This is a genomic window from Microbacterium sp. CH12i (assembly GCF_000685355.1).
In the GTDB taxonomy this organism is placed as follows: Bacteria; Actinomycetota; Actinomycetes; order Actinomycetales; family Microbacteriaceae; genus Microbacterium.
In genome coordinates this window covers 342,233-363,166 of sequence record NZ_JHET01000003.1, presented here as the reverse complement: position 1 = coordinate 363,166, position 20,934 = coordinate 342,233, and the positions used below count along the sequence as shown (strand labels likewise).

Annotated in this window: 19 protein-coding genes and 1 pseudogene; 10 read left to right on the top strand and 10 right to left on the bottom strand. The window is 63.8% G+C overall.

The window, feature by feature from the left end; all coding sequences use genetic code 11:
- Positions 1-183 precede the first annotated feature (183 nt).
- The 3 genes and pseudogenes from DC31_RS04835 (at position 184) to aqpZ (ending at position 3,013) form a co-directional block, all read left to right on the top strand.
- Positions 184-621, top strand: a complete 438-nt coding sequence (locus DC31_RS04835) for a Fur family transcriptional regulator (RefSeq protein ID WP_235201344.1) — start codon at positions 184-186, stop codon at positions 619-621.
- A pseudogene (locus DC31_RS04830) lies at positions 622-2,117 on the top strand (catalase).
- 143 nt (positions 2,118-2,260) lie between these two features.
- Positions 2,261-3,013: an aquaporin Z gene (gene aqpZ / locus DC31_RS04825; protein ID WP_036277491.1), complete on the top strand. Its 753-nt coding sequence runs from the start codon at positions 2,261-2,263 to the stop codon at positions 3,011-3,013.
- Positions 3,014-3,086: 73 nt separating this feature from the next.
- Here aqpZ and DC31_RS04820 read toward each other — a convergent pair whose 3' ends face one another.
- Entirely contained in the window at positions 3,087-4,079 is a 993-nt protein-coding gene (locus tag DC31_RS04820) for a stage II sporulation protein M (RefSeq protein ID WP_036277489.1), read from the bottom strand.
- A gap of 16 nt (positions 4,080-4,095) precedes the next feature.
- Between DC31_RS04820 and DC31_RS04815 the strand changes: the two genes are divergently transcribed.
- Entirely contained in the window at positions 4,096-4,905 is an 810-nt protein-coding gene (locus DC31_RS04815; protein WP_036277487.1) for an RDD family protein, read from the top strand.
- Positions 4,906-4,932: 27 nt separating this feature from the next.
- On the opposite strand, the gene DC31_RS04810 is transcribed toward DC31_RS04815, so the two are convergent.
- Positions 4,933-5,139, bottom strand: a complete 207-nt coding sequence (locus DC31_RS04810; protein WP_036277482.1) for a DUF3499 family protein — start codon at positions 5,137-5,139, stop codon at positions 4,933-4,935.
- A gap of 67 nt (positions 5,140-5,206) precedes the next feature.
- Between DC31_RS04810 and DC31_RS04805 the strand changes: the two genes are divergently transcribed.
- Positions 5,207-5,638: a hypothetical protein gene (locus tag DC31_RS04805; protein WP_235201343.1), complete on the top strand. Its 432-nt coding sequence runs from the start codon at positions 5,207-5,209 to the stop codon at positions 5,636-5,638.
- Positions 5,639-5,646: 8 nt separating this feature from the next.
- Here DC31_RS04805 and DC31_RS04800 read toward each other — a convergent pair whose 3' ends face one another.
- The 6 genes from DC31_RS04800 to manA form a co-directional block, all read right to left on the bottom strand.
- Positions 5,647-7,029: a DUF5719 family protein gene (locus DC31_RS04800; protein WP_036277479.1), complete on the bottom strand. Its 1,383-nt coding sequence runs from the start codon at positions 7,027-7,029 to the stop codon at positions 5,647-5,649.
- On the bottom strand, positions 7,026-10,136 hold the full coding sequence (locus tag DC31_RS04795; protein WP_200872863.1) for a glycosyltransferase: 3,111 nt from the start codon (positions 10,134-10,136) through the stop codon (positions 7,026-7,028). The genes DC31_RS04800 and DC31_RS04795 overlap by 4 nt, the downstream gene beginning before the upstream one ends.
- 74 nt (positions 10,137-10,210) lie before the next feature.
- The gene (locus DC31_RS04790; RefSeq protein WP_081813718.1) at positions 10,211-10,528 is read right to left on the bottom strand and encodes a WhiB family transcriptional regulator; all 318 of its coding nucleotides are present in this window, start codon (positions 10,526-10,528) and stop codon (positions 10,211-10,213) included.
- 200 nt (positions 10,529-10,728) lie between these two features.
- On the bottom strand, positions 10,729-11,277 hold the full coding sequence (locus DC31_RS16855; RefSeq protein ID WP_051606415.1) for an HNH endonuclease signature motif containing protein: 549 nt from the start codon (positions 11,275-11,277) through the stop codon (positions 10,729-10,731).
- Positions 11,274-12,086 carry a DUF222 domain-containing protein gene (locus DC31_RS16850; RefSeq protein ID WP_081813717.1) on the bottom strand — a complete coding sequence of 271 codons (813 nt, stop codon included), beginning with the start codon at positions 12,084-12,086 and terminating at the stop codon, positions 11,274-11,276. The genes DC31_RS16855 and DC31_RS16850 overlap by 4 nt, the downstream gene beginning before the upstream one ends.
- Positions 12,087-12,161: 75 nt before the next feature.
- Complete coding sequence (gene manA, locus DC31_RS04780; RefSeq protein ID WP_036277476.1) at positions 12,162-13,289, bottom strand: mannose-6-phosphate isomerase, class I; 1,128 nt, start codon at positions 13,287-13,289, stop codon at positions 12,162-12,164.
- Positions 13,290-13,458: 169 nt separating this feature from the next.
- Between manA and DC31_RS04775 the strand changes: the two genes are divergently transcribed.
- From DC31_RS04775 to DC31_RS04755, 5 genes are all read left to right on the top strand, one after another.
- Complete coding sequence (locus DC31_RS04775; RefSeq protein WP_036277473.1) at positions 13,459-14,880, top strand: O-antigen ligase family protein; 1,422 nt, start codon at positions 13,459-13,461, stop codon at positions 14,878-14,880.
- Between the two features lie 70 nt (positions 14,881-14,950).
- Positions 14,951-16,177, top strand: coding sequence for an O-antigen ligase family protein (locus DC31_RS04770; RefSeq protein ID WP_235201342.1), 1,227 nt, complete (start codon positions 14,951-14,953; stop codon positions 16,175-16,177).
- Positions 16,178-16,290: 113 nt separating this feature from the next.
- Positions 16,291-17,256 carry a glycosyltransferase gene (locus DC31_RS04765; RefSeq protein WP_036277710.1) on the top strand — a complete coding sequence of 322 codons (966 nt, stop codon included), beginning with the start codon at positions 16,291-16,293 and terminating at the stop codon, positions 17,254-17,256.
- Between the two features lie 2 nt (positions 17,257-17,258).
- Positions 17,259-17,858: a hypothetical protein gene (locus tag DC31_RS04760; protein WP_235201341.1), complete on the top strand. Its 600-nt coding sequence runs from the start codon at positions 17,259-17,261 to the stop codon at positions 17,856-17,858.
- 1 nt (position 17,859) lies between these two features.
- Positions 17,860-19,230: a hypothetical protein gene (locus DC31_RS04755; RefSeq protein WP_036277469.1), complete on the top strand. Its 1,371-nt coding sequence runs from the start codon at positions 17,860-17,862 to the stop codon at positions 19,228-19,230.
- Positions 19,231-19,410: 180 nt separating this feature from the next.
- Here the strand turns inward: DC31_RS04755 and DC31_RS04750 are convergent, their stop codons facing one another.
- Both DC31_RS04750 and DC31_RS04745 read right to left on the bottom strand, forming a co-directional pair.
- Positions 19,411-20,148, bottom strand: coding sequence for an ABC transporter ATP-binding protein (locus tag DC31_RS04750; RefSeq protein ID WP_036277468.1), 738 nt, complete (start codon positions 20,146-20,148; stop codon positions 19,411-19,413).
- Positions 20,148-20,903 (bottom strand): ABC transporter permease, encoded by a 756-nt coding sequence (locus DC31_RS04745; protein WP_327036814.1) that lies wholly within the window; start codon positions 20,901-20,903, stop codon positions 20,148-20,150. The genes DC31_RS04750 and DC31_RS04745 overlap by 1 nt, the downstream gene beginning before the upstream one ends.
- Between the last annotated feature and the right edge of the window lie 31 nt (positions 20,904-20,934).

Below are 20,934 nucleotides of genomic sequence, written 5' to 3'. Positions count from 1 at the left end.
CGGCATCCAGGTCGCAAATAACGCCTGTATGCAGGCGACCAAACGGCAGTAAGTGCGACCTGAACCTCCGCTAGCGACCGTAAGTGCGACCTGGAGCCTGAATAGCGGCAGATTCGAAGGCATTGTTCTGAACCATTTTCTTTTGAGAATCATTCAGAACAATGACACAATGGAGCTATGGAGATGACCGCAGCCAACCCCCTCGCAGCGCCCGAGCGCTTGCGTGGAGCGGGGCTGCGTGTGACGGTGCAGCGCGTTGCCGTGTTGGAAGAACTGAGCGCCCATCCGCACGCCTCTGCCGAGGCGGTCTACTCCGCTCTGCGTGGACGCCTCAGCGGCGTCGCATTGCCCACAGTCCACGGCATCCTGAACGATCTCACCGGCGCGGGCATCGTCCGACGCGTGAGTCTTCCCGACGCGGCCAGCGCTCTTTATGAAGTGCAGCACGAGCGCGACAATCATCACCACCTGCAGTGCGTCGAGTGCGGTCGCGTCGAAGACGTCGCCTGCGCTGTGGGTGAAGCCCCATGTCTGCATCCATCCCACGACCACGGGATGCGCATCCTCGAAGCCTCTGTGACCTACCGAGCCATCTGTTCTGATTGCGAAAGGAATAAGTGAATGACTGACAAGACTTTCACCACTACCCAAACCGGCACACCCGTCGCCAGCGACGCCCACTCGCTGACTAACGGCGCCGACGGCACCACTGCGCTGCACGACCGCTACCTGGTCGAGAAACTCGCATCGTTCAACCGCGAGCGCGTGCCGGAGCGCAACCCGCACGCCAAGGGCGGCGGCGCCTTCGGCGAGTTCGTCGTCACCGAAGACGTCTCGCAGTACACCCGCGCGGCCGTCTTCCAGCCCGGCGCGAAGAGCGAGACGCTGATTCGCTTCTCGTCTGTCGCGGGTGAGCAGGGCTCCCCCGACACCTGGCGCGATGTGCGCGGCTTCTCGCTGCGCTTCTATACGACCGAGGGCAACCTCGACACGTCGGCAACAACACCCCGACGTTCTTCCTGCGTGATGGCATCAAGTTCCCGGACTTCATTCACTCGCAGAAGCGCCTCACCGGCTCCGCCCTGCGTGACGCCGACATGCAGTGGGACTTCTGGACTCTTTCGCCGGAGTCGGCCCACCAGGTCAGCTACGTCATGGGTGACCGCGGCCTGCCGCGCTCATGGCGCCACATGAACGGCTACGGATCGCACACGTACCAGTGGGTCAACGCCGAGGGCGAGCGCTTCTGGGTGCAGTACCACTTCATGACCAAGCAGGGCGTCGAGCCGATGTTCGCCGATGAGGCTGAGCGCATCGCTGGACAGGACTCCGACTACTACCGTCGCGACCTCTACGAGGCGATCGATCGCGAAGAGTTCCCGTCCTGGGATGTCTACGTGCAGGTCATGCCCTACGAAGAGGCCAAGACCTACCGCTTCAACCCGTTCGACCTCACCAAGATCTGGTCGAAGAAGGACTACCCGCGCATCAAGGTCGGCACGTTCACGCTGAACCGTAACCCGAAGAACTTCTTCGCCGAGATCGAGCAGGCAGCGTTCTCACCGGGAAACCAGGTTCCTGGCACCGGCATTTCGCCGGACAAGATGCTCATGGCTCGCGTCTTCTCCTACCCGGACGCACAGCGCTACCGCATCGGCACCAACTACAACCAACTGCCGGTGAACCAGCCGCACGCTGCCCACACGAGCAACTACATGCACGAGGGCAACATGCAGTACCACTTCAACACTGCCGAGCACCGCGTCTACACGCCGAACTCGTACGGCGCAGCCGGCGGCCCCGTGGCTGACCCTGCCCGTGGCGTTGAGGCGAGCTGGGAATCAGACGGTGCACTCATCCGCACTGCTGCGACCCTGCACTCCGAGGATGACGACTTCGGCCAGGCCCGCACGCTTGTCACCCAGGTCTTCAACGACGAGGAGCACGCACGCTTCGTCGAGACCCTCGCCGGGCAGTACCAGGCGCTGACCGTCCCCGCCATCCAGGAGCGCTTCTTCTGGTACTGGGGTCAGGTGGACCAGGCTACGGCCGACAAGGTTCGCGCGCTCGTAAACCAGCACGTCGATTCCGCCGACCCCGTGGGTATCGGCGAATAGTCGCAATACTCCTGAAGGGGGTCGGGTGCTTCGGCATCCGACCCCCTTCTCGTACCGGCGCGCCTTTCTGTGAGTTCTCTGAGTCCACGGGATCATGTGGGGTGCGGGTCGAGTGACTCGTCTATTCGAAAGGACTGAATGAGATGAGCGACACCACGCCCTCGGCTCCTTCTCTCGGCGCCAAATTGGTCGCCGAGGGAATCGGAACATTCCTGCTGGTTTTCGGCGGCGTCGGAACTGCCCTTTTCGCTTCCAACCACTTCACCGACCCCGGTGCGAACTCCGCCGTCTACGTCGCCGTCGCACTCGCATTCGGTTTGACCGTCGTCGTCGGCGCCTACGCCTTCGGACCGATCTCGGGCGGTCACTTCAACCCTGCCGTCACTCTCGGCGCCGCCGCCGCGGGCCGGATCAGCTGGAAAGACACTGGACCCTACATCGTCGCGCAGATCGTGGGCGGCGTGATCGCGAGTTCGATGCTCGTCCTCATCGGCCTGTTCGGCCCTGAGGGCTGGCTCGCAGGCGCGCAGGATGCAGGCTTCGCGAGCAACGGATGGGGCGAATACTCCCCGGGCGGCTTCGGCATGTTCTCAGCGATCATCATCGAGGTCATCCTCGCCGCGGTCTTCCTGCTCGTGATTCTCGGCACGACGCATTCACACCGCGGCACGCCGTTCGCCGGTCTTGCGATCGGTCTGACGCTCACGCTGATCCACCTGATCAGCATCCCGGTCGACAACACCTCGGTGAACCCGGCACGATCGATCGCCGCGGCAATCTACGGCGGCGTCGGGCCGCTGTCGCAACTGTGGGTCTTCCTGGTGTTCCCGATCGTCGGCGCTCTCATTGCCGGTTTCGCGTACAAGGCGCTGTTCGACAGCCCCAACAAGATCTAACGTCAGGCGGCTCTAAGCCGTCAAAGGAGAAAAGTGTCTGTCTGGATTGATTCAGGCAGACACTTTTCTTCTTTCAGCCTGCGACGAGCTGGGGCGTACCCGCCTCATACTCGAGCAGGTCGCCGCGTTCGCCACGCTGATAGGCATGGCGTCCGACCAGAAGCATGTAGATCAGGAAGACACCAAGCGCCGCCGCGCCGATGCCGATCTTGATCGGCCACGGCAGCGACCAACCAGTTACGAAGCCCTCCACCAGGCCCGAGAGCGCGAGCGCGAAGACCAGTCCGATCGCGACTGTGGCCAATGCACGCCCTTCCTGAGCGAGAGCGGCGGGGCGACTGCGATGGCCGGGGGCAACCCACGCCCAGAAGATGTGCAGCCCCGCGGCCGCTGCGACGAAGATGCTCGTCATCTCCAGCATCCCGTGCGGGAGGATGTACAACACCATCACGTCGAGCCGATCATGTGCGGCCATGACCGCCCCAGAGACTCCGAGACCAAATGCGTTCTGCGCGATCACATAGAGCGGCCAGATGCCGGTGACGCCGAACAGCACGCACTGCGCCGCGATCCACGCGTTGTTCGTCCAGACCATGCCGGCGAACACAGCCGCGGGATTCTCGGTGTAGTACTCGGTGAAGCTCTCATCCGCATACTGCTTGAGGAAATCTGCCGGGCCCAGGGATGCAACGAGTGCCGGATCGCTCGAGATCCAGGCGGCAACTCCGACCGTAATCGCAATGAATATCACTGCGACGGCAAGGGTCGTCCATCGCAATCGGTAAAGTGCGGCGGGCAGTTGGCTGGCGAAGAAACGACCGGTCTGCGCCAGGATATTGTCGGATGTCCCGGTGAGGCGCATGCGCGCCTTCGCGAGAATGGATGACACGTATGCACCCTGTGGCGAGTCCCCCACCGTCGTCTTCAACTCGGCAAGATCTGCGGATGCCGCCCGATAGCGCACGATCAGCTCGTCGACTCCGGCTCCGTCGAGCCGCTGGCGACTGAGTTCGTCCAGTCGTTCCCACTCGGCGCGGCGTGCATCACTCAGAGCGTCGGCATCCACCTGATTTACTGTACTCATGTCTACGCCGATCGACACCTCCGACGAAATACTCTCCGGCGAGGCCGTCGCAATTGATGTGCAGCCTCTGGGGTTCTTCATGCGCGCGCTCGGTGCACTGATCGACATGGCCCTCGGCTGGGTGCTTTTCCTGCTGTTCCTGTGGCTGCGCATGTGGCTCATGGGCCTCGGGGTCATCGACGGTTCAATCGACAGCATCCTCGCCGTCGTCATGCTCGTCGTGTGCTTCGTCATCGTGCCCATCGTGATCGAGACCGCGATGCGCGGGCGCAGCCTCGGCAAGCTCGCTGTCGGCGGGCGTATCGTGCGCCTGGACGGCGGTGCCGCCGGGTTCCGGCACGCATTCATCCGCGCGCTGATCGGCGTGCTCGAGGTCTACATGACGTTCGGCGCAGTCGCGATGCTCGCCGGTGCTTTCACCGCCCGCTCGCAGCGCCTGGGCGACATGGTGGCGGGCACCTACAGCCAGCGAGTGCGTACGCCGAAGCTCATCTCGCTCGTCCCCGTGATGCCGCCCGCATTGGCGGGCTGGGCGCAGATTGCGGACGTGGCACGGATGCCGGATCGCCTCGCCCGACGGATCTCGCAGTTCTTGCAACACGCCGAACGGATGACCCCGTCTGCGCGCGCACGGATCGCCCACGAACTCGTCGTAGCCACCGCCGAGTACGTTTCACCTCAGCCTGCGGCACACCCTGAACAGCTACTGATCGCGATTACAGTGTTGCGCCGCGAACGCGAGCGTCGAGCACTGAGTATCGCCGACGCACGCGCCGAGAAGCTCACCGGGCGGCACGTCGGGGTGTAAGCCCGTTTCAGGTCGGCAAAGCCCGACTCAGGCCCGCAGCGCCTCGTGACGCACGACGATCCAGCCAGTGGGAACGGAGAGCCGCTCAGCGTGCTGTGCACACAGATCGTGCGCGTGCGGGTGGCCGGTACCGCCCAGCGGTCCGAGCGCGGCCATCTGATCGCCATAGTCGTACGTGATCGTCGCCACGGCCTCGCGGGCGCAGGTGACCTTCGAGCAGAGTCGTCCGTTCATCTATGCCAGAGTATGGCGCGCTCGGGCCACAGGCCGGATGCCGCGCGGGACGCCATAGACTTTGATCATGCCCCGTCGCCGCTCTGAACGCAGCGCCACAGCTCCGCGCCGCGGCGCCCGTCACGGCCGCCATGGACGCCTCGGCCGCAGCGAGGTCGTGAAGCCCCCGCTCCCGCCTCTAGAAGGGCGCATGGACCGGTTCGATACGACGATCGGCGCGGCCGTCGAATTTCTGCGCGGCACCTGGCCCGAGTTGCAGGAGGTGCGATTCGAGATCGGCGCACTCCCGCTGCACGCCGACACCACCGGCATCCCTCGATGGCGGATCGATCGTGACGAGGGCAGAATCGTGCTGTTCCGCATTCCGATTGAGCGTCTGCTGCCACCAGGACATGACGACGGGATGCACCGGCGCATTGCGATTGAAAGCGCGGTTTTCCGAGCCGCAGCCGAATATGTCGGCAAGGACCCTTGGGAGTTCGGCCCGGATCAGGGGTAAGCGGTGGGTCAGGGGTAGACGGTGATCGGGTCTTGCGCAGCAGCGCTCGGCCAGATCGGCCATCCTGCAAGAGCATCTTTTCCGGCGACTATGACCGCGCCCTTCAGCCGGGTGTCCGTCGACAGGGAATAGCTTGTGTCGGCTGTGACATCGACGACCAATGCACTGCCAGCGGGAACTGTGAGCTGCTCACTGGCTCCCCCGGCGGTCGGGGTGAGCGTGACGCTCGCATCGGTGTCCTGCGAGTTGACGAGGTGCAGTCGCGGCGTCGGACCCACTGGCACGGCGACGAGCACTTCTCCAGAGAATTCTGGAGCGGGGGTCATCCACGAAAAGTCGCTACCGGCGCCGATGCGCGTGGCCTGCCAAATCGCGCCGACGACCGGCGTCTGAGCGGTCACATCGACGCTGTACACACCAGGGTCGAGACCTTCCAAACTCAGTTCAGTCGGAATCGCGGGGTCGAGCGGAGCCGTCAGTTCGCGAGCATCTTCGCCGTTTGCGCGCACCGTGACAGTCGCAACTGTCGAGCCGGCGGCTTGATCGGTTGCCATCAGCCGCAACACCGTGAGAGGTGAGTCCCCACTCGGCACAATGACCTGCACACCGGCGAAAGAAAGCTCGGTGCGGGGGGCGCCGGCGGTGTCTTGGAGGTCGATGCCGGAAGGGTCAAGAGTGCGAATGAGCGACGATTGGAGCACGGCGCGCAGCGGTGCTCCGGCGGCGGTCACTCGAACCACAGGCTGCTGCAGCCCGGCGGCGATCGACGCGAGCGGCACGGCGAGCTGAGTGCCGGCCGGAACGATCGTCGAAGTCGAGGACTGCCCCGCGCCAAACGCCGTAATGGTTGCGGTCGAGGTGACATCGCCGGGGTTTGACAGGATGATGAGGTCGTTGGTGCCGGTCTCCACTGTGCCACCGACCAACCAAGACTCGGTGCTCGGTTCGCGACAGGGCGCTGCGGCGTAGCCGGAGAGATCTTCTGCAGCGAGTGAGATCGATTCAGCGGCACCAATGAGGGCTGCGCCCCCTTGCTCGGCACTGCCGACGAATCGCTGCGGCCCTGAGGTGGCCGCCGTCAGATCGGATGCTGTGATCTCTGAGTCTTCGCGCGGGCCGTTGCTGTCAACGGTGAGGTCTGGAACACCGGCCGAGAACATCTGCGTGACGTTCTGGGGATCGCGACCGATCGCCCGGAACTGGCCGTTGCAGACGAGCGTGGTGTCGCCAGCTGCCGGTGTCACTGCCACCTGGGCGGGTGTGGTCGCAATTTCCGGCCACGGCAGAGCAACAGCGGCGGTGACGCCTGCCACGCACGCGACAGCGACGACAACTCCGACCAGGAGCCGGGTACCGGTCGCAACGATGCGGATCGCACGCTTCTGAGTCATCGCTCCTCCTCCGGATCGGTCGCCTGGTTGTTGTCGGTCATATGTGGCTCTGCGCTGGGCTCTGCGTCGGGCTCGGGTTCGGGTTCTGGCTCTGGTTCTGGTTCAGGTTCAGGTTCTGGTTCGCGTTCGGGTTCGCGTGCGGACTCAACGTCGGATTCACGTTCAACATCAGGTTCAGGGTCATCGGTGTGGTCGGCCTCTGCATCAACTACGCCATGCTCACCAACGTCATGCTCGTCAACGTCATACTCATCACCGTCATGCCGGTGACCATCGTGCGCGCGTCTCGGTAGCACCATCGGTTCCTCGGCCGAGCGTCCGACGATCCGCGACTGGGCGCGGGCTGCGCGTCGTGAGGCGCGCGTCGGAATCGCCAGCAAGAGCGCGGCGAACAGCAGGATCAGCTGCAAAGTGGTTGCTGTAGTCGCCGTAGCGTGCTGGCTGTTCGTGAGGTCAGCTCGCGCTGCGGGCGCAGCCTCGAGTCGCCACAGCACGCCCTTGTCGGTCGCGCCGACCTTCACGAATCCGGCGCGCTGGTCCAAAGCGTTGATCGCGGCGACACGGAAGGCGCGGGCGGCATCCGATTCTTCGCCTTCGATCTGATCGAGCAGTACGAAGTTGACGCCGTGCTCGGCGAGTTCACCCGGGGCGTCGAACGTGCGTGTCGACAGCAGGTCAACCGCGAGCGCGCTGATGTCGGTTCCCTGCGGCGAGGTTGCCGTGTTGAGGAGGGTGGTCTGCGCCCCGAGCGTTTCGCTGGCTCCCCAGATGACTTCGGCAGCGAGGCCACCGTTGTTCTGCGGAGTGAGAATGAGTGTGCCGATCTCTCGGTCTCCACGTGCTTCGGCGGCAACGAACGCGGGCAAAGTGCTTTCGGGCCCGTTAGTGAGCACGGTGCGGTCGGTGTGCAGCGCTGTCAACGCGGGCACCGCGCAGATCGCGAGGGCAAGACCTGCAACTGTGACGGCCACCACCCGCAGTCGTGGAAGGGTGATTGCGGTGTCGAGCGTGACAAGGGCGGCACCGAGGGCCCCGGCCCAGGCGAGGCTCAGCCCTGTGCCGGGCCAGATCTCGACTGGAACGCCCTGCGCAAAGCTGACGGTCACTCCGACTGAGACGAAGGCGGTCGCAAGCCCGGTAACGGTCACGACCAGCAGAGTGATGCCTGCGCCCCACCGCGGCGCGACGGCGGCGGCGAGTGCGAGCAGGGCGAGCGGTGCGATAAGCAGCGGTGCCCACGCCGCGACAGCGGGGTCGAGAATCTCCGTCCAACCCGCGAGGTCGGCGGTCGGGAATCCGGTGGCCAACAGCATCCGCCCGGCACTGTCTGCGGCGACCTGCGGCCCCGCCCATGCGAGTCCGGGGTCCGCAAAAATCGCCCACAGGCTGCCGTGTCGCAGCTGCCAGATAACCAGCGGTGCGAAGACAGCCGCGGTCGGCACGAGCAGCCAGAGCAGACGAACCGCGCCGTGGAACCAACCGCGGGCGAGCACAATCACGAGTGCGACGAGCCAGAGCAACCCGAGTCCTGGTGCGAGAACGGGCGCACAGGCGACGGTTGCCGCCAGAACGATGGATGCCGCACCCGCTGCTCCCCAGGAACGATGGGCAACGACAGCAGTGTGGAAGAGCCACGGCAGTAGCAGATGCGCCAGCACTGCTGCGGGGCGTCCCTCGATGAGAGCTGTGAGGAAGGTCGGTGCGAGCGCCCAGGCGACGCCGCCGAAGATGCGCATTCCGCCGCGGTCGGTAATCCGCGTGGCCGCGAACCATCCGCCAAGCACGGCGAGTGGCAGCGCGAACAGCCAGAGCAGCACCATCGCGAATGACGGTGTGCCGGCCCACAGGCTGCCGAGCGCTGCGACCACTCCGGCGAAGGGGTCAGCCGGACCGACGACGTCGAGACCAATGCCTCTGATTCCCCACGCCGCATCGCTCCATAGCCCGGCAACCGTGTCGCGCAGCGGGAGCAGCCCGCCGCCGCCGATCGCGGGCCAGGCCAGCAAGGTCGTGAATGCGGCGAGGCTGACGGCGAGCGCGCCGAGCACAACCCATGCTCCGCCGCCGGAAAAGAAGTTCAGCTCACTGACCGCGCCGTGCTCACTGCCGTGCCCGTCGTCAAGGCTGCGGTGTAATTGCCCGCGTGTGATGCGGAGGGGCGTGATGCTCGACCATGTCGAAGTGCGGAACGCCCGGATATTGCGCCGGGAGCGCGCGACAGCGCTGATGCGCGCCATCGCTGTGAGCGCCGCACCCCACTCGGGAAATACCGATGCCGGACGTTTGCCGATCAGGTGTGTGATGGTGCGCCAGAGTGCGAGGGGAAGCAGCGACAGCCAGTGCAGAACCACAGCGACGGCCGGCGCATACGAGAGCCGACGGTGTAGCTGCGCGAGCCGTGTGACGTATGCACGTTGCGCTTCGTGCTGCGGAAGGGCGGCTGGGCCGTCTGGATGCACCGAGACACGAGCGTTCGGAGCGAGAACGACGCGCCCACCGCCGAGACGGGCACGAACACCGAGGTCGAGGCCTTCGTCTGCGCCAGCCAGAGCGGGGTCAGGACGCAGTCGGTCATGCACCTCCGCACGGATGAGGATGCCGCGAATGTCTGAGCCCAAGGCGTCTTCGCTGCCGTCGTGCTGGCCCTGGTCGAGTTCGCCAGCGGCGAGCTCGACCGAGCGACCGAACGTGGTCATCGTGACGCCGAGCGAGACGAGTTCACGCTCGTTGTCGGCGTGGACGAGCTTTGGAGCGGCGATGGCGGCGGATGGCGAGCGCTCCAACGCACCGGCGAGCTGGGCGAGCGCCTGCGGGTGCGGCGCCGTGTCGTGAGCAAGCAGCCAGACAGCAGCACCGCCCGTGACGCGAGGGAGGGCAAGCTCTACCGCATCTGCGAAAGAGGTGCTGCCGCGTGCTTCGATGATTCCTTCGACGAGGCTGCCGACGGCTTCGCTCGCACGCGCTGACGTGGCGTCACCGCAGACGACAAGGGTGACGGCGTCAGCCGGACGGCTCTGCAGCGTCAGCGCATCAATCGTGCGCAGAAGCTGCGCACTGGATGTAGAACCGGGGCGCGCAACGATGATGGCATGGACTCGGATTGGCATGGCCTCGTCAGCCTATGCGCTGGCTCCACCGGTCTGAGTGAGTGCGCTCGGCGCGCCTACGAAGCTGTACGCAATCAGCTGGCTTGGCGCTTGAGCTTGCGACGCTCGCGCTCACTGAGACCGCCCCAGATGCCGAAGCGCTCGTCGTTGTTCAATGCGTACTCGAGGCATTCGCCTCGCACGTCACATGTGGAACAGATTCGCTTCGCGTCGCGAGTCGAGCCGCCCTTCTCCGGGAAGAAGGCTTCTGGGTCGGTTTGCGAACACAGTGCGTCGGTCTGCCACGCGAGTGTGCTGTCGTCGTCAGGCTCTACTCGCCTGACCCCGGGTACCCCGAGATTTACCGGATCAATAAACCAGTTCTCGGGAACGTCGGAACGGTAACCCGTCATGTCGCTCTCCTTGCCCTTCAGATGCCCCCCACCGGGCCTTGCTTTCGACTAATTACACCCGTGTCATTCGCTCCGGTCAAGTCGCGGATGGTAAACCCTCAATCGTGCATTGAAGGTTTATCGAGCGTTTACGGCGTGTCGCGCACGGAGTGTCGGACAGCAACAGGTGTCGAATAGCAACAGGTGGAATAGCGAAGGTTTCAGGAGAAGTGCACACGCAGCTGCGGATGATCGATGAACACCTGGCCGTGCGGACTGGTCCACTCGATTCGACCACCGGGCAATTGCCGGGCGTTCCATCGATATTTCGAATCAATATCGGGATGCTTCAGCGAATGGTGCCGGCGGCACAGATGGCTGAGATTGTCGCAGGCGGTCGCGCCGCCCCGGCTGTACTCATCGTTGTGATCCAGATCGCATCGCCACGTTGATGCAGCGCAGCCTGGGAATCGGCATCTGCCGTCTCGTGCGCGCAGGTATCGACGCATCTCGGAGGTGGGTCGATATCGATCGGTGGCCGTGACGATTCCGGAGCACTCATCCACGTAGAGTCGGTCCCACCCCGGGGCAAGTGCTGCGAGTTCACGCGCGAGATCAGCATCGACTGCCCCGCATCCGAACAAATCTGCCGGACCGACGGAGATGCCAGCGAGAGCCGCAGGAAGCGTCACCTGGATGTGTCCGCGAATCGCTTCGGCGCCCGCGGCCGTCACGGTCTCGGCGAGCGCGGCCAGCAGCAGGTCGATCATGACGTCGCGCGCGCCTGGTCCATCGTTCGGGGATCGTCGATGGGTGCGGAGATGCCGTGCTCGCCGCCTGCGGACTGAATGTCGTCTTCGGCGAGCAGCGTGTCGTCCTCGCCGGTCACTGGCATCTTCTCGACCTCACCGAGAACCTCACGTGCTTCAGAAGAGTTCGGATCCCGAGCAAGTCGGGCGAGCTGACTTGCCCGATCCAGCGCCGCGTGAGCGAGAACTGAGGACGTCAAGATGTGCAGTTCGGATGTGCCGTCATCGAAGTCATCCACCCACACCTTGCGCGAATCGTGGGCGTGCTTTCTGCGATCGTCTGCGGTCACACCACCGTGCTTGGCCGCCAGCATCCGCGCCACGGACCGCACGCGGTTCGGGCTCTCTCCGGATGCATAGTCGACGGCCGCGAGCTCATAGGCGAAACGGTCTGCCTGATCGGATATCTGCGCACCGGCATCAGCGATGATGCGCGCATGCGTGGGGCTGATCTGCGCATTCTCTAGCGCTTGGAAGGTCAGCGGAAACTTCGTCACCAGCGTGTAGGCATTCCACATCATCGATTCCATGGTCCGCGAAGAGATGCGGCCAGCAGCACTGAACTCGGCGATCAGCGAACGAATCGGAATCTCGCGCATGTCATTGGTGCCGGTCCGGTGCTCGCACTCATCGAGCGCCTCAGTGAACGCTTCGTTGAGCACGCTCGCCTCGCGGGCATGACTTCGCGACTTCTCCGCCTGGATCTCACGCCACACGGACATACGTTCCGTCGCCGTGTCCGGCGGAGTGGGAGCGGTCAACGTTGGCATGCATCCAGTATAGAACAGATATTCGAGTTTAATCAACCGATTTTCGAAAGTTTATTCGATGAAGTTTCACCCGTTCTATCGCCCGGGCTGCGCAACGAACACCTCGCCGCTGCCGGTGAGTCGCAGCGTCTGCTCGTCTTCGGTCGCGAATGCCGCTGATCCGACCGGGATGCTGAGGACCTCAGCATCCGCGCCCGCGACCGACACCTCTCCCCCGGTCGCGAGCAGCATCGCCGGCCCTGCCACGTCGATCGAAACCGGCTCCCCCGCGAGCGCGACGCGACGAAGAGCGAAGTCAGGTACGTCGACCTCGTATGTGGTGACTGCTCCGGATGCCGCGGGCCGCAGCACCGGCACGATCGAAGGATTCGTGTCGAGAACCGAGAGCAACTCGGCGACATCGATGTGCTTCGGCGTAAGCCCGCCGCGCAGCACGTTATCACTGGCCGCCATGATCTCAACGCCGAGACCGGACACATAGGCATGCAGCAGGCCGGCTCGGAGAAAGATGCCCTCGCCGCGTCCGAGCACGATGTAGTTCATCAGCAGCGCCACAACCACACCAGGATCCCCGGGATTCCGCGCGGCAATCGCCCGCACAGCGCTGAGTTCGGCATCAAATTCCGAAGACGTCGCGCCCGGGAGGGCGGCAATGATGTCATCGACCTCAGACTGCGCTGATCCCGACAGTAGCCAGCCCACGGCATCCCTAAGCAGATCGCCATCCGCCTCCGAACCACTCAGCCGCACCCGCAACGCTTCAACTCCCGCCGATGAACCTAGCGACGCCAACAGCCGCACAGTATCCGCGACCGGTCGCAGCCCGCTCAGAGCCTCGAAACGGTCACTCAGGGCGACGATGAGCTCAGGCTTGTGGTTGTCGTCGCGGTAGTTGCGGGTCGGGTCATCGGCGGCGAGCGCGGTTTCACGAGCCCATCCGTCACGTGCCTGATCAATGGTGGGATGCACCTGAATCGAAAGCGGATCGGCCGCAGCGAGCAGCTTCAGCAGGTAGGGCAGCTTGCCTCCGGTGACAGTATCCAGAGTCGAGCCGCCTGCGAGGTCGGCGGGATCGCCAGGGTGATCTCCGAACCACACCTCCGCCTCCGGCGCGCCGGTGGGCTCGCGGCCCTCCAAATTGGCGAGGAGCGAAGATGACCCCCAGGCGTAGTCACGTGGCACGTTCGACAGGCTCAGCAGCATGGCCCCAGCGTATCGATCTCGACAGTGACGAGACAGCGACTGAGACAGCGACTGAGACAGGGACTGAGACAGAGCGCGAGAGTGCACCCCCGACACTGGGCCAACAAGACGCGGTACAGGATGCCGTGGCACAGCAATCTACGCGCCGCGTCACGGTAACCTGAACCCGATGGCGCAGTACACGAAGTATCCCGCGACGGCCCCGCCCACCGCGCCGGAGCGCGAGTCGACGGGGCATCTGTTGTTGCGCGCCTACGCGATCGTCGTCTTCGTCGTCGCTTTCGCTCACGCTGCGGTCTACAACCTCGTCGGCGAGATCGGCGCTGGCATCGTGATGATCGTGCTGATGCTCGCCGCCCTCGCAATCGGGATTCCGATGATCGCGCGCGCCGAGCCGCACGCATTTGGGTGGCGGAGACTCCCCTGGTCAGTCCTCGGGTATGTCACTTTCGCGCTGCTGTCGGTGACGTGGTCGCAGTGGCGCCTGCCGACGATCATCACCTGGCTACTCCTCGCTGCCGTCACGGTGAACGCTCTACTGATCGCCTATGCGCTCAGCTGGCAGGAGATTGTGCGCTCCCTTGCATCCGCTTTCAAGTGGATTCTCGGGCTGTCTGTCGCACTTGAACTGTGGGTGTCGCTGGTGTTGCACGGCCCGCTGCTGCCGAACTTCCTGACGCTGCCGGATGGCGACATCGATCCGCACTGGTACTGGGTGCGTGACAATCTCCTCGACGGCGGCCGCATTCAGGGCCTCGTCGGCAATTCGAACCTGCTCGCCATCATCAGCCTGTTCGCGATCGTCACGTTCGGCGTCAGCTTCGCGGCGCGGGCGCGGTGGCGCACGACTCTCGTGCTGTGGATGCTGCTCGCGGCATACCTGATGGTGCGAGCATCGTCTGCGACCGCATATGTCTGCGCGATCGCGGCGGTCATCGTGCTGCTGATCGCCATGCTCATTCGCCGCTCCAGGACGCCCCGCGCTCGGGTCCGCATCTACCTCACCTTCGGCGGAATCGTCGTTGTCGTAGTCGCCGCTGTCATCGCGTTCCACAAGCCGCTGCTCGAGGCTCTCGGGCGCAGCGCAGACCTCACCGGACGCACAGACCTCATCTGGGGCAAGGTTCTCGAGCGCGCGGCGACGCACCCGGTGTTCGGCAATGGGTTCTCCAGCCCCTGGATTCCCACTGACCCGGCATTCGACGGCTGGATCGTCGACCACGGCATCACGGTCTTTCACGCACACAACATGTGGCTCGATGTACTGATGCAGCTGGGCGTCGTCGGGGTGCTACTGATGGCGGCCGCCTACTTCGGCTTGCTGTGGCGCGCCTGGTTCTTCGCGGCCGACCGGCCCCGCTGGGATTTGCGGGCCGATCGCCCGTACTCGCCGCTGACGATGCTGCCGCTGCTGTTCACCGTCATCCTGCTCGTTCAGGGTCTGGCCGAGTCGACGCCGATCATGCTGTGGGGCTGGTTGTTGCTCGTGCTCTTGTCGTTCAAGGTCAAGTCGGTGCCGCTGGTCGGGGTGGGGCTCAGCGAGCAGTCCCACGTCACCGAGCGTGGCCGCGAGCCGAGGCGGGTGCCGTGACGCCCGCGCGGGTCGGCTGGGTCCGGCTGCTCGGATCGGTCGAGTTGGCGCGCGCTATACCCTTGCGGCGTTGACGGCGACGTTCGGGTCGTTCGCGATCGAGCGGATGACGTCGGCTGCCACACTGGCGACGATCATCATCGTTCTGAGCGTGTTGGGTCTGGCAATCCTGGTCGTCCGGCGTGAGGAGCTTTCGGTGCTGCGGCTTGCACCGTCGTCGCTGATCGCCTTCCTCGCTTGGGCGCTCATCAGCACCTTCTGGAGCACCGACCGTTCGGACACATTGTTCGGATGGGTTTCACTACTCGGGTTCGCGATCCTGGCGATCACGATCGGACACATCCGCGACACGCTGCAGACGGTGCGGGCGATCGGCGACACTCTTCGGGTACTGCTGGCTGCCTCGCTCGCGGTCGAGATTCTTTCCGGCATCCTGCTCGATGTTCCGATCCTGTTCCTCGACATAGAGGGCAATCTCGCCATCGGCGGCCCCATTCAGGGACTTTTCGGCACCCGCAACATGCTTGGGTTCGTGGCCGTCATCGCGTTAATCACGTTTGTCATCGAATGGCGAACGCAGTCGGTGGTGGCGCCGATCGCGATCCCCTCGGTGGCGCTTGCCGGATTCCTCGCGCTGCTTTCTGCCTCACCCACCGTCCTCGTGCTCGCTGTCGCAGTCGGCGTGGTCACCGGGGCGCTCACCATCGTGCGGATCACACCGCAATCGCGTCGCTCTTTTGTGCAATGGATGCTGGGTGCCTTGGTCGCTCTCGCGCTCGCAGTGGCCTTCGCGCTGCGGCATCCCATCATCGCGTGGATGGGTGGCGGGTCGGATTTCTCGATGCGAGCGGATCTGTGGAACAAAGTCCTTGACTTCATTGCAGTGAGGCCGATCCAGGGATGGGGCTGGTTTGGCCCTTGGCAGCGCGGCGAATACCCGTTTACGTACATCAATTTTTTGTTGGACAACAACCATCAGACCGCGCTGAACGCGTACTTCGACGTGACTCTGCAGTTGGGCGTCATCGGTTTCCTGCTGTTCGTCCTGCTCGGTGGGATCGCTGTGGTGCGCTCGTGGCTGGTGGCGAGCGTGCGACGCTCAGTCGTCTACGCCTGGACGCCGCTCGTGCTCATAACCCTTGCGGTGGACTCAATGTTCGAGAGCTTCACGCTGGCCGGCGCAGGCTGGTTCATGCTCGTGCTGTGCGCGTTGCGGGCCGGACAGTCGCGTTCATGGCGCGAGAACATCGACGCTGCGAACACGGGCGTTATTCCGACGCTGCGTGGGCACGGGTAGCGACTCAGCGTCTTCACCGGTGCGCAACGGTGTGGAAGGTAGGCTGATATCCGGCTCATCGATGTCTGAGCCCCCGCATGACCATGCGTGCGCACCAACCCGGAGACTCACACGTGACCACTGATCGTCAGCCCCCGTTCGATCCCGCATCGGCGACGATCGTCATCGTCACGTACAACCGGTCACACTTGCTGACGAGGTTGCTGACGAGCATCACGGCAATGGATCCCAAGCCCGGTCACGTCGTCATCATCGACAACGCGTCGGTGGATGACACCACCGAGGTCGTGGAGTCGTACCGCGAAAGCATCGGCACAGAGATCGTGTACCGCAAGCTCGAGACGAACACCGGCGGATCCGGTGGTTTCAGCGAGGGCATGCGCACCGCCTTCGAAATCGGATCCGAGTGGATCTGGATGATGGATGACGACGTCGAGGTCGTGCCGAACGGTCTCGCGCGAATGGGCGCTTGGGCGCCGCGGTTCAAGAGCATCCAGGGACGCCGCTACGACTACGACGGCAGCGAGTTCTACTGGCAGTACCGCATCGCGGAGCGGATGGGGATTCCGATTCCGTTCGCGCCTGCGGGTTTTGACGCCTCCGGCTTCAAAGAGATGAACAGCGGATGCTTCGAGGGAATGTTCATTCACCGCTCGATCGTCACGCAGATCGGCCTTCCCGACCCCCGGTTCTTCATCTACTGGGACGACCAGATGTACGGCTGGCTCGCCTCGAGGTTGACGACGGCCGTCATCGTGGACGAGTTCGTGCTGCGTCGCACCCGCGAGATCAAGCAGTGGGACATGGGCGTGCGCCACATGAACGCTTCGAGCAACGCGTACCGTTACTACATCATGCGCAACCGCGGCTTCATCAAGCAGTACTACCGCGTGCACGGCGTCTACAACCCGGTGCTGTTCGGGCTCGGCACCACGGCCACGTTCTTCAAAGAGCTGATCCGCCTCGTGTTTGTGGAGCGGACCGTGCGCGGCACGAGCAACCTGTTCCGCGGCATTCGCGACGGCGGCAATGTCGGTCGCGACCGTACCTGGCAGCCGATGGCACCTCTGGAGGCGTGAAGATGAGCGACGAACAGCCTGAACTCCGGTGGGCCCCCATTCCCCCGAAGCCAACGAATCGCCGACGAGTGTGGCTCATCGTGGGCTTGTCGGTCGCTGCTGTAGCGATCGTCGGCATTCTGCTGTTTATGTTCTTGCCACGCGATGGTGAGCCGAACCCGACCGCCTCCCCTAGTTCGTCGGGTTCGCCGTCGGCTAGTCCGACCAGCACGCCCGGCACGACGACGCCACCGGCACCAGTGCCACCTGAGCCGACGACGCCCATGGTGACGCCGCCTCCCGCCATTGATCCGAGCATCGAGGTGTTCCGCGGCCAGGTGGGTCCCTGGCTCGACGACGCGATGACCGGACTTGGATTCGTTTCCAGTTCGAGCGGCCAAGAAGCAGTATCGATCGTCGACAGCCTGCAGCAGGATGCCCAGCGGATTTCGGACGCCCAGCCCCCGTCGTCGATCGATTCGCAGTGGCGAGAAGGCGTTGCGGCCTATGCACAGACGCTCGCAGACCTGCGCTCCACGGTAGAGGCGAACGGCGACAGCGCAGGCGGTGTGGAGTCTGCTCGCAATGCGGCGCAGAATCTGAAGTCGATCATCGGCTTGTGAGATGGCCGACGCGCTTCGGAATGCAGCGGGTACCGAGACCACTGCTCTTCCCCAGGTGTCGATCGATGCGGTGCCACGGTGGCGCAAGCTTCTGAACCGTATTCACGTCCGCTCACAGATCGGCTGGCTGACGCTGCGCTACCGCCTCGTTCTTCGGGCGGTCTCATTGGGTACCGTCTTCTCCGTGGTCGGCCTGGTGCCGCTCGCGTACGAATCCCTCCGCGGGAACGGTTTCAAGCTCGCGGTCGATCTTCCGCTCGTGATCGTGATCATCGCCGTCGCCACTGTCGTGGCATGGATTCTCACTTCGCTGCTGTCCTATCGACGCAGCGCGCAACGGTATCGCAACATCGTGATTCCGGCTGAGGAGCGGGTGAGGCGCAGGAGTGAACTGTCGCTTTCACGCCCGCTCGTCGAGGCCGGCTACGCAGTCGGCGAGTTTCGCCGCGACGACGGTCCAAACGAGTTCTATGTCATGTCGGACGCAGTGAACCGCCACCTCGGCAGCGGCGCCTCGATCGAGTTGTCCCTCACTCCTGAGCAGTACGAATTGCCTGAGTCCGTCCGTCCCTTCGTGCCGGGACTACTGCGGAGGCTGCTGTACGCGAAGACGATCGTGCACAATGGCAAGCTCGCCGGGTTGCGCTCAGAGATCACGCCGACCTCGACATCTGCCACCCTCCAGCGTTCGCGCTACTTGGAGGCACAGAGTTCCGACGAGATCATCGACCGACTGCTCTGGGACATACACGATGTCGAACCCTCGACAGACGGGCGGCGTCTCGTCATCGACGAAGAGGGTGCGCTCAAGCCACTGCATCTCACGGCTGCGACCAATTACATCGGCGTATCGACTCTCGTCGTCACCAGCGACAACTTCGTCTACTTTCAACGTCAAGGCACGGGAAGCAACGTGAACGCAGGCCGTTGGGCTCCATCCGGGTCCGGATCGGTTGACTTTCGGGATTGGAAAGTCGTGCGACGCGAGGCGCGACGCCGCGGGCAGCAGCCGAATTTGACGATGCTGCTCGCATTTGCGGCCGAACGCGAATTCGTCGAAGAGTTCGGGCTCGACGGCTTCGCTCTTCCGAAGTGCGATACAACGATCATCGGATTCGTGCGCCTCATCGAACGTGGCGGGAAGCCTGATTTCTTTGCAGTGACCCGTATGCCGATGTCACGGAGCGATTTGGAACTTCTCATGGCACGCCGCAAACAGGTGACGTTTCGCGAACGCGGTTTGTCCACGAAGGCCAAGCACGCCATCCTCATCGAGAAGAACCTCCGCCAGACTGTACTGAACTTTCTCAACGAAGAACCCGAGCAATCCATCCAGAACTATCTGTTCGGGGAGATCCTCGGACGCAAGTGAGCAGTCACACCAGCATCCGCCCGCACGTCAGCAAGAACCGCCGTCATAGGCGCTCAGTCGTCCTGTGGAGCGCTGAACAAGCTCTTGCCAGGCTCCTTTCGCAGCAGCGCGTGCGCCTCCAGCCCAGCCGATTGAACTCGAATCCCATTTCGTCCGCGCCTGACGCATTCGGCGGTACGTTTATCCAGCGGTGGAGTCGGCGTTGTACCGATCGAGAACCTCGTTGATCGGCGCATCCAGCACCAGCGCACCCTTGTCGAGGTACAGGCCTCGCGTGCAGAACCGCCGGAGGTCGCGTTCGTTGTGACTGACGAAGAACAGCGTGCGCCCGTCAGCGAGAAGCTCGTCGATGCGCTTGTAGCACTTGTCGCGGAAGCCTTTGTCGCCGACGGCGAGCACCTCATCGACAAGAAGGATAGGTTCGTCGAGCTGCGATACGACTGAGAACGCGAGGCGCACCTTCATACCGTTGGACAGATGCTTGTACGGGGTTTCCTGGAACTCCTCGAGTTCGGCGAAGGCGATCATCTCATCGTAACGACGCGCGATCTCTGCCTTCGGCATCCCGTGCAGGCCCGCGGTGAGACGCACGTTCTCGCGCACGGTGAGGTCGCCCACGAAGCCGCCTGTGAGCTCGATGAGCGGGGCGACCCCGCCATTGACCGCGACTGACCCTTCATCCGCCAGCAGAACCCCGGCAACGAGTCGCAACAGCGTCGACTTACCCTGTCCGTTGCGGCCGACGACGCCGATCGACTCGCCCTGCTGCACGGTAAAGGAGACGTTGCGCAGGGCCCAGAATTCTCCTGGTCGGCTGCGCCGAGAGGCGCCGGCGAACAGATCCTTGAAACTGCGGCGACCACGCCGATTGCGGCGGAAGTACACGCCGAGGTCTTGAACCTCAATCGCTGCTGCCATCACAGCTCCTTCAGCACTGGACGCTCAAGCGAACGGAATACCCACGAGCCGAGCACGAAGATCGCAAGGGTCATCACAACGCTGATGAGGACAGTGGTCAGATGCCACTGATCGGGGAAGAACGCCATCCGATAGAGCGTGAAAATTCCTGCGAGCGGGTTGAAAGAGCCGATGATCTCGAACGGACCAGGAAGATTCGAGACGCTGTAGATGATCGGGGTCGCGTAGAAGAGTGCGCGCAGGATGAGCCCGGTGGTACGCTCGAGATCGGCGTAGAGCGCACACAATGGGGCAACGAGCATCCCGAGCCCCACCAGCAGAATCACTTGCAGGAGAACGGCCACCGGGAACCATAGAATGCCCCACCCGACCTGAACAACCTTTTCCGGGTCGGTTTCGACCATCGCGTTGACGATCACGAAAAGAGCAAGCACGGGGAGCGAGAACAGAAACTCCATCCCCTTGCTGAGGACGATCCGATTCACCCAGATCGACCGAGGGATATTCGTCGAACGGACCAGCCGTGAGTCACGCTTGAACGCTTTAGTGAAGTCAGAAACCGAGGAGTTGAACCACACCCACGGCAGCAGTGCGCTGATGAGGAAGACGATGTACGGGTCTTCGCCAACGTCACGGTGGAACACCTGCGTGAAGACGAACCAGTAGATCAGGCTCATCACGAGTGGGTCGAGCACCGACCACAGATAGCCAAGGAAGCTTGTCGCGTACCGAACCTTCAGGTCGCGGGCAGACAGCAGCCACAGCGAATGCAGATACCGCCGGGAG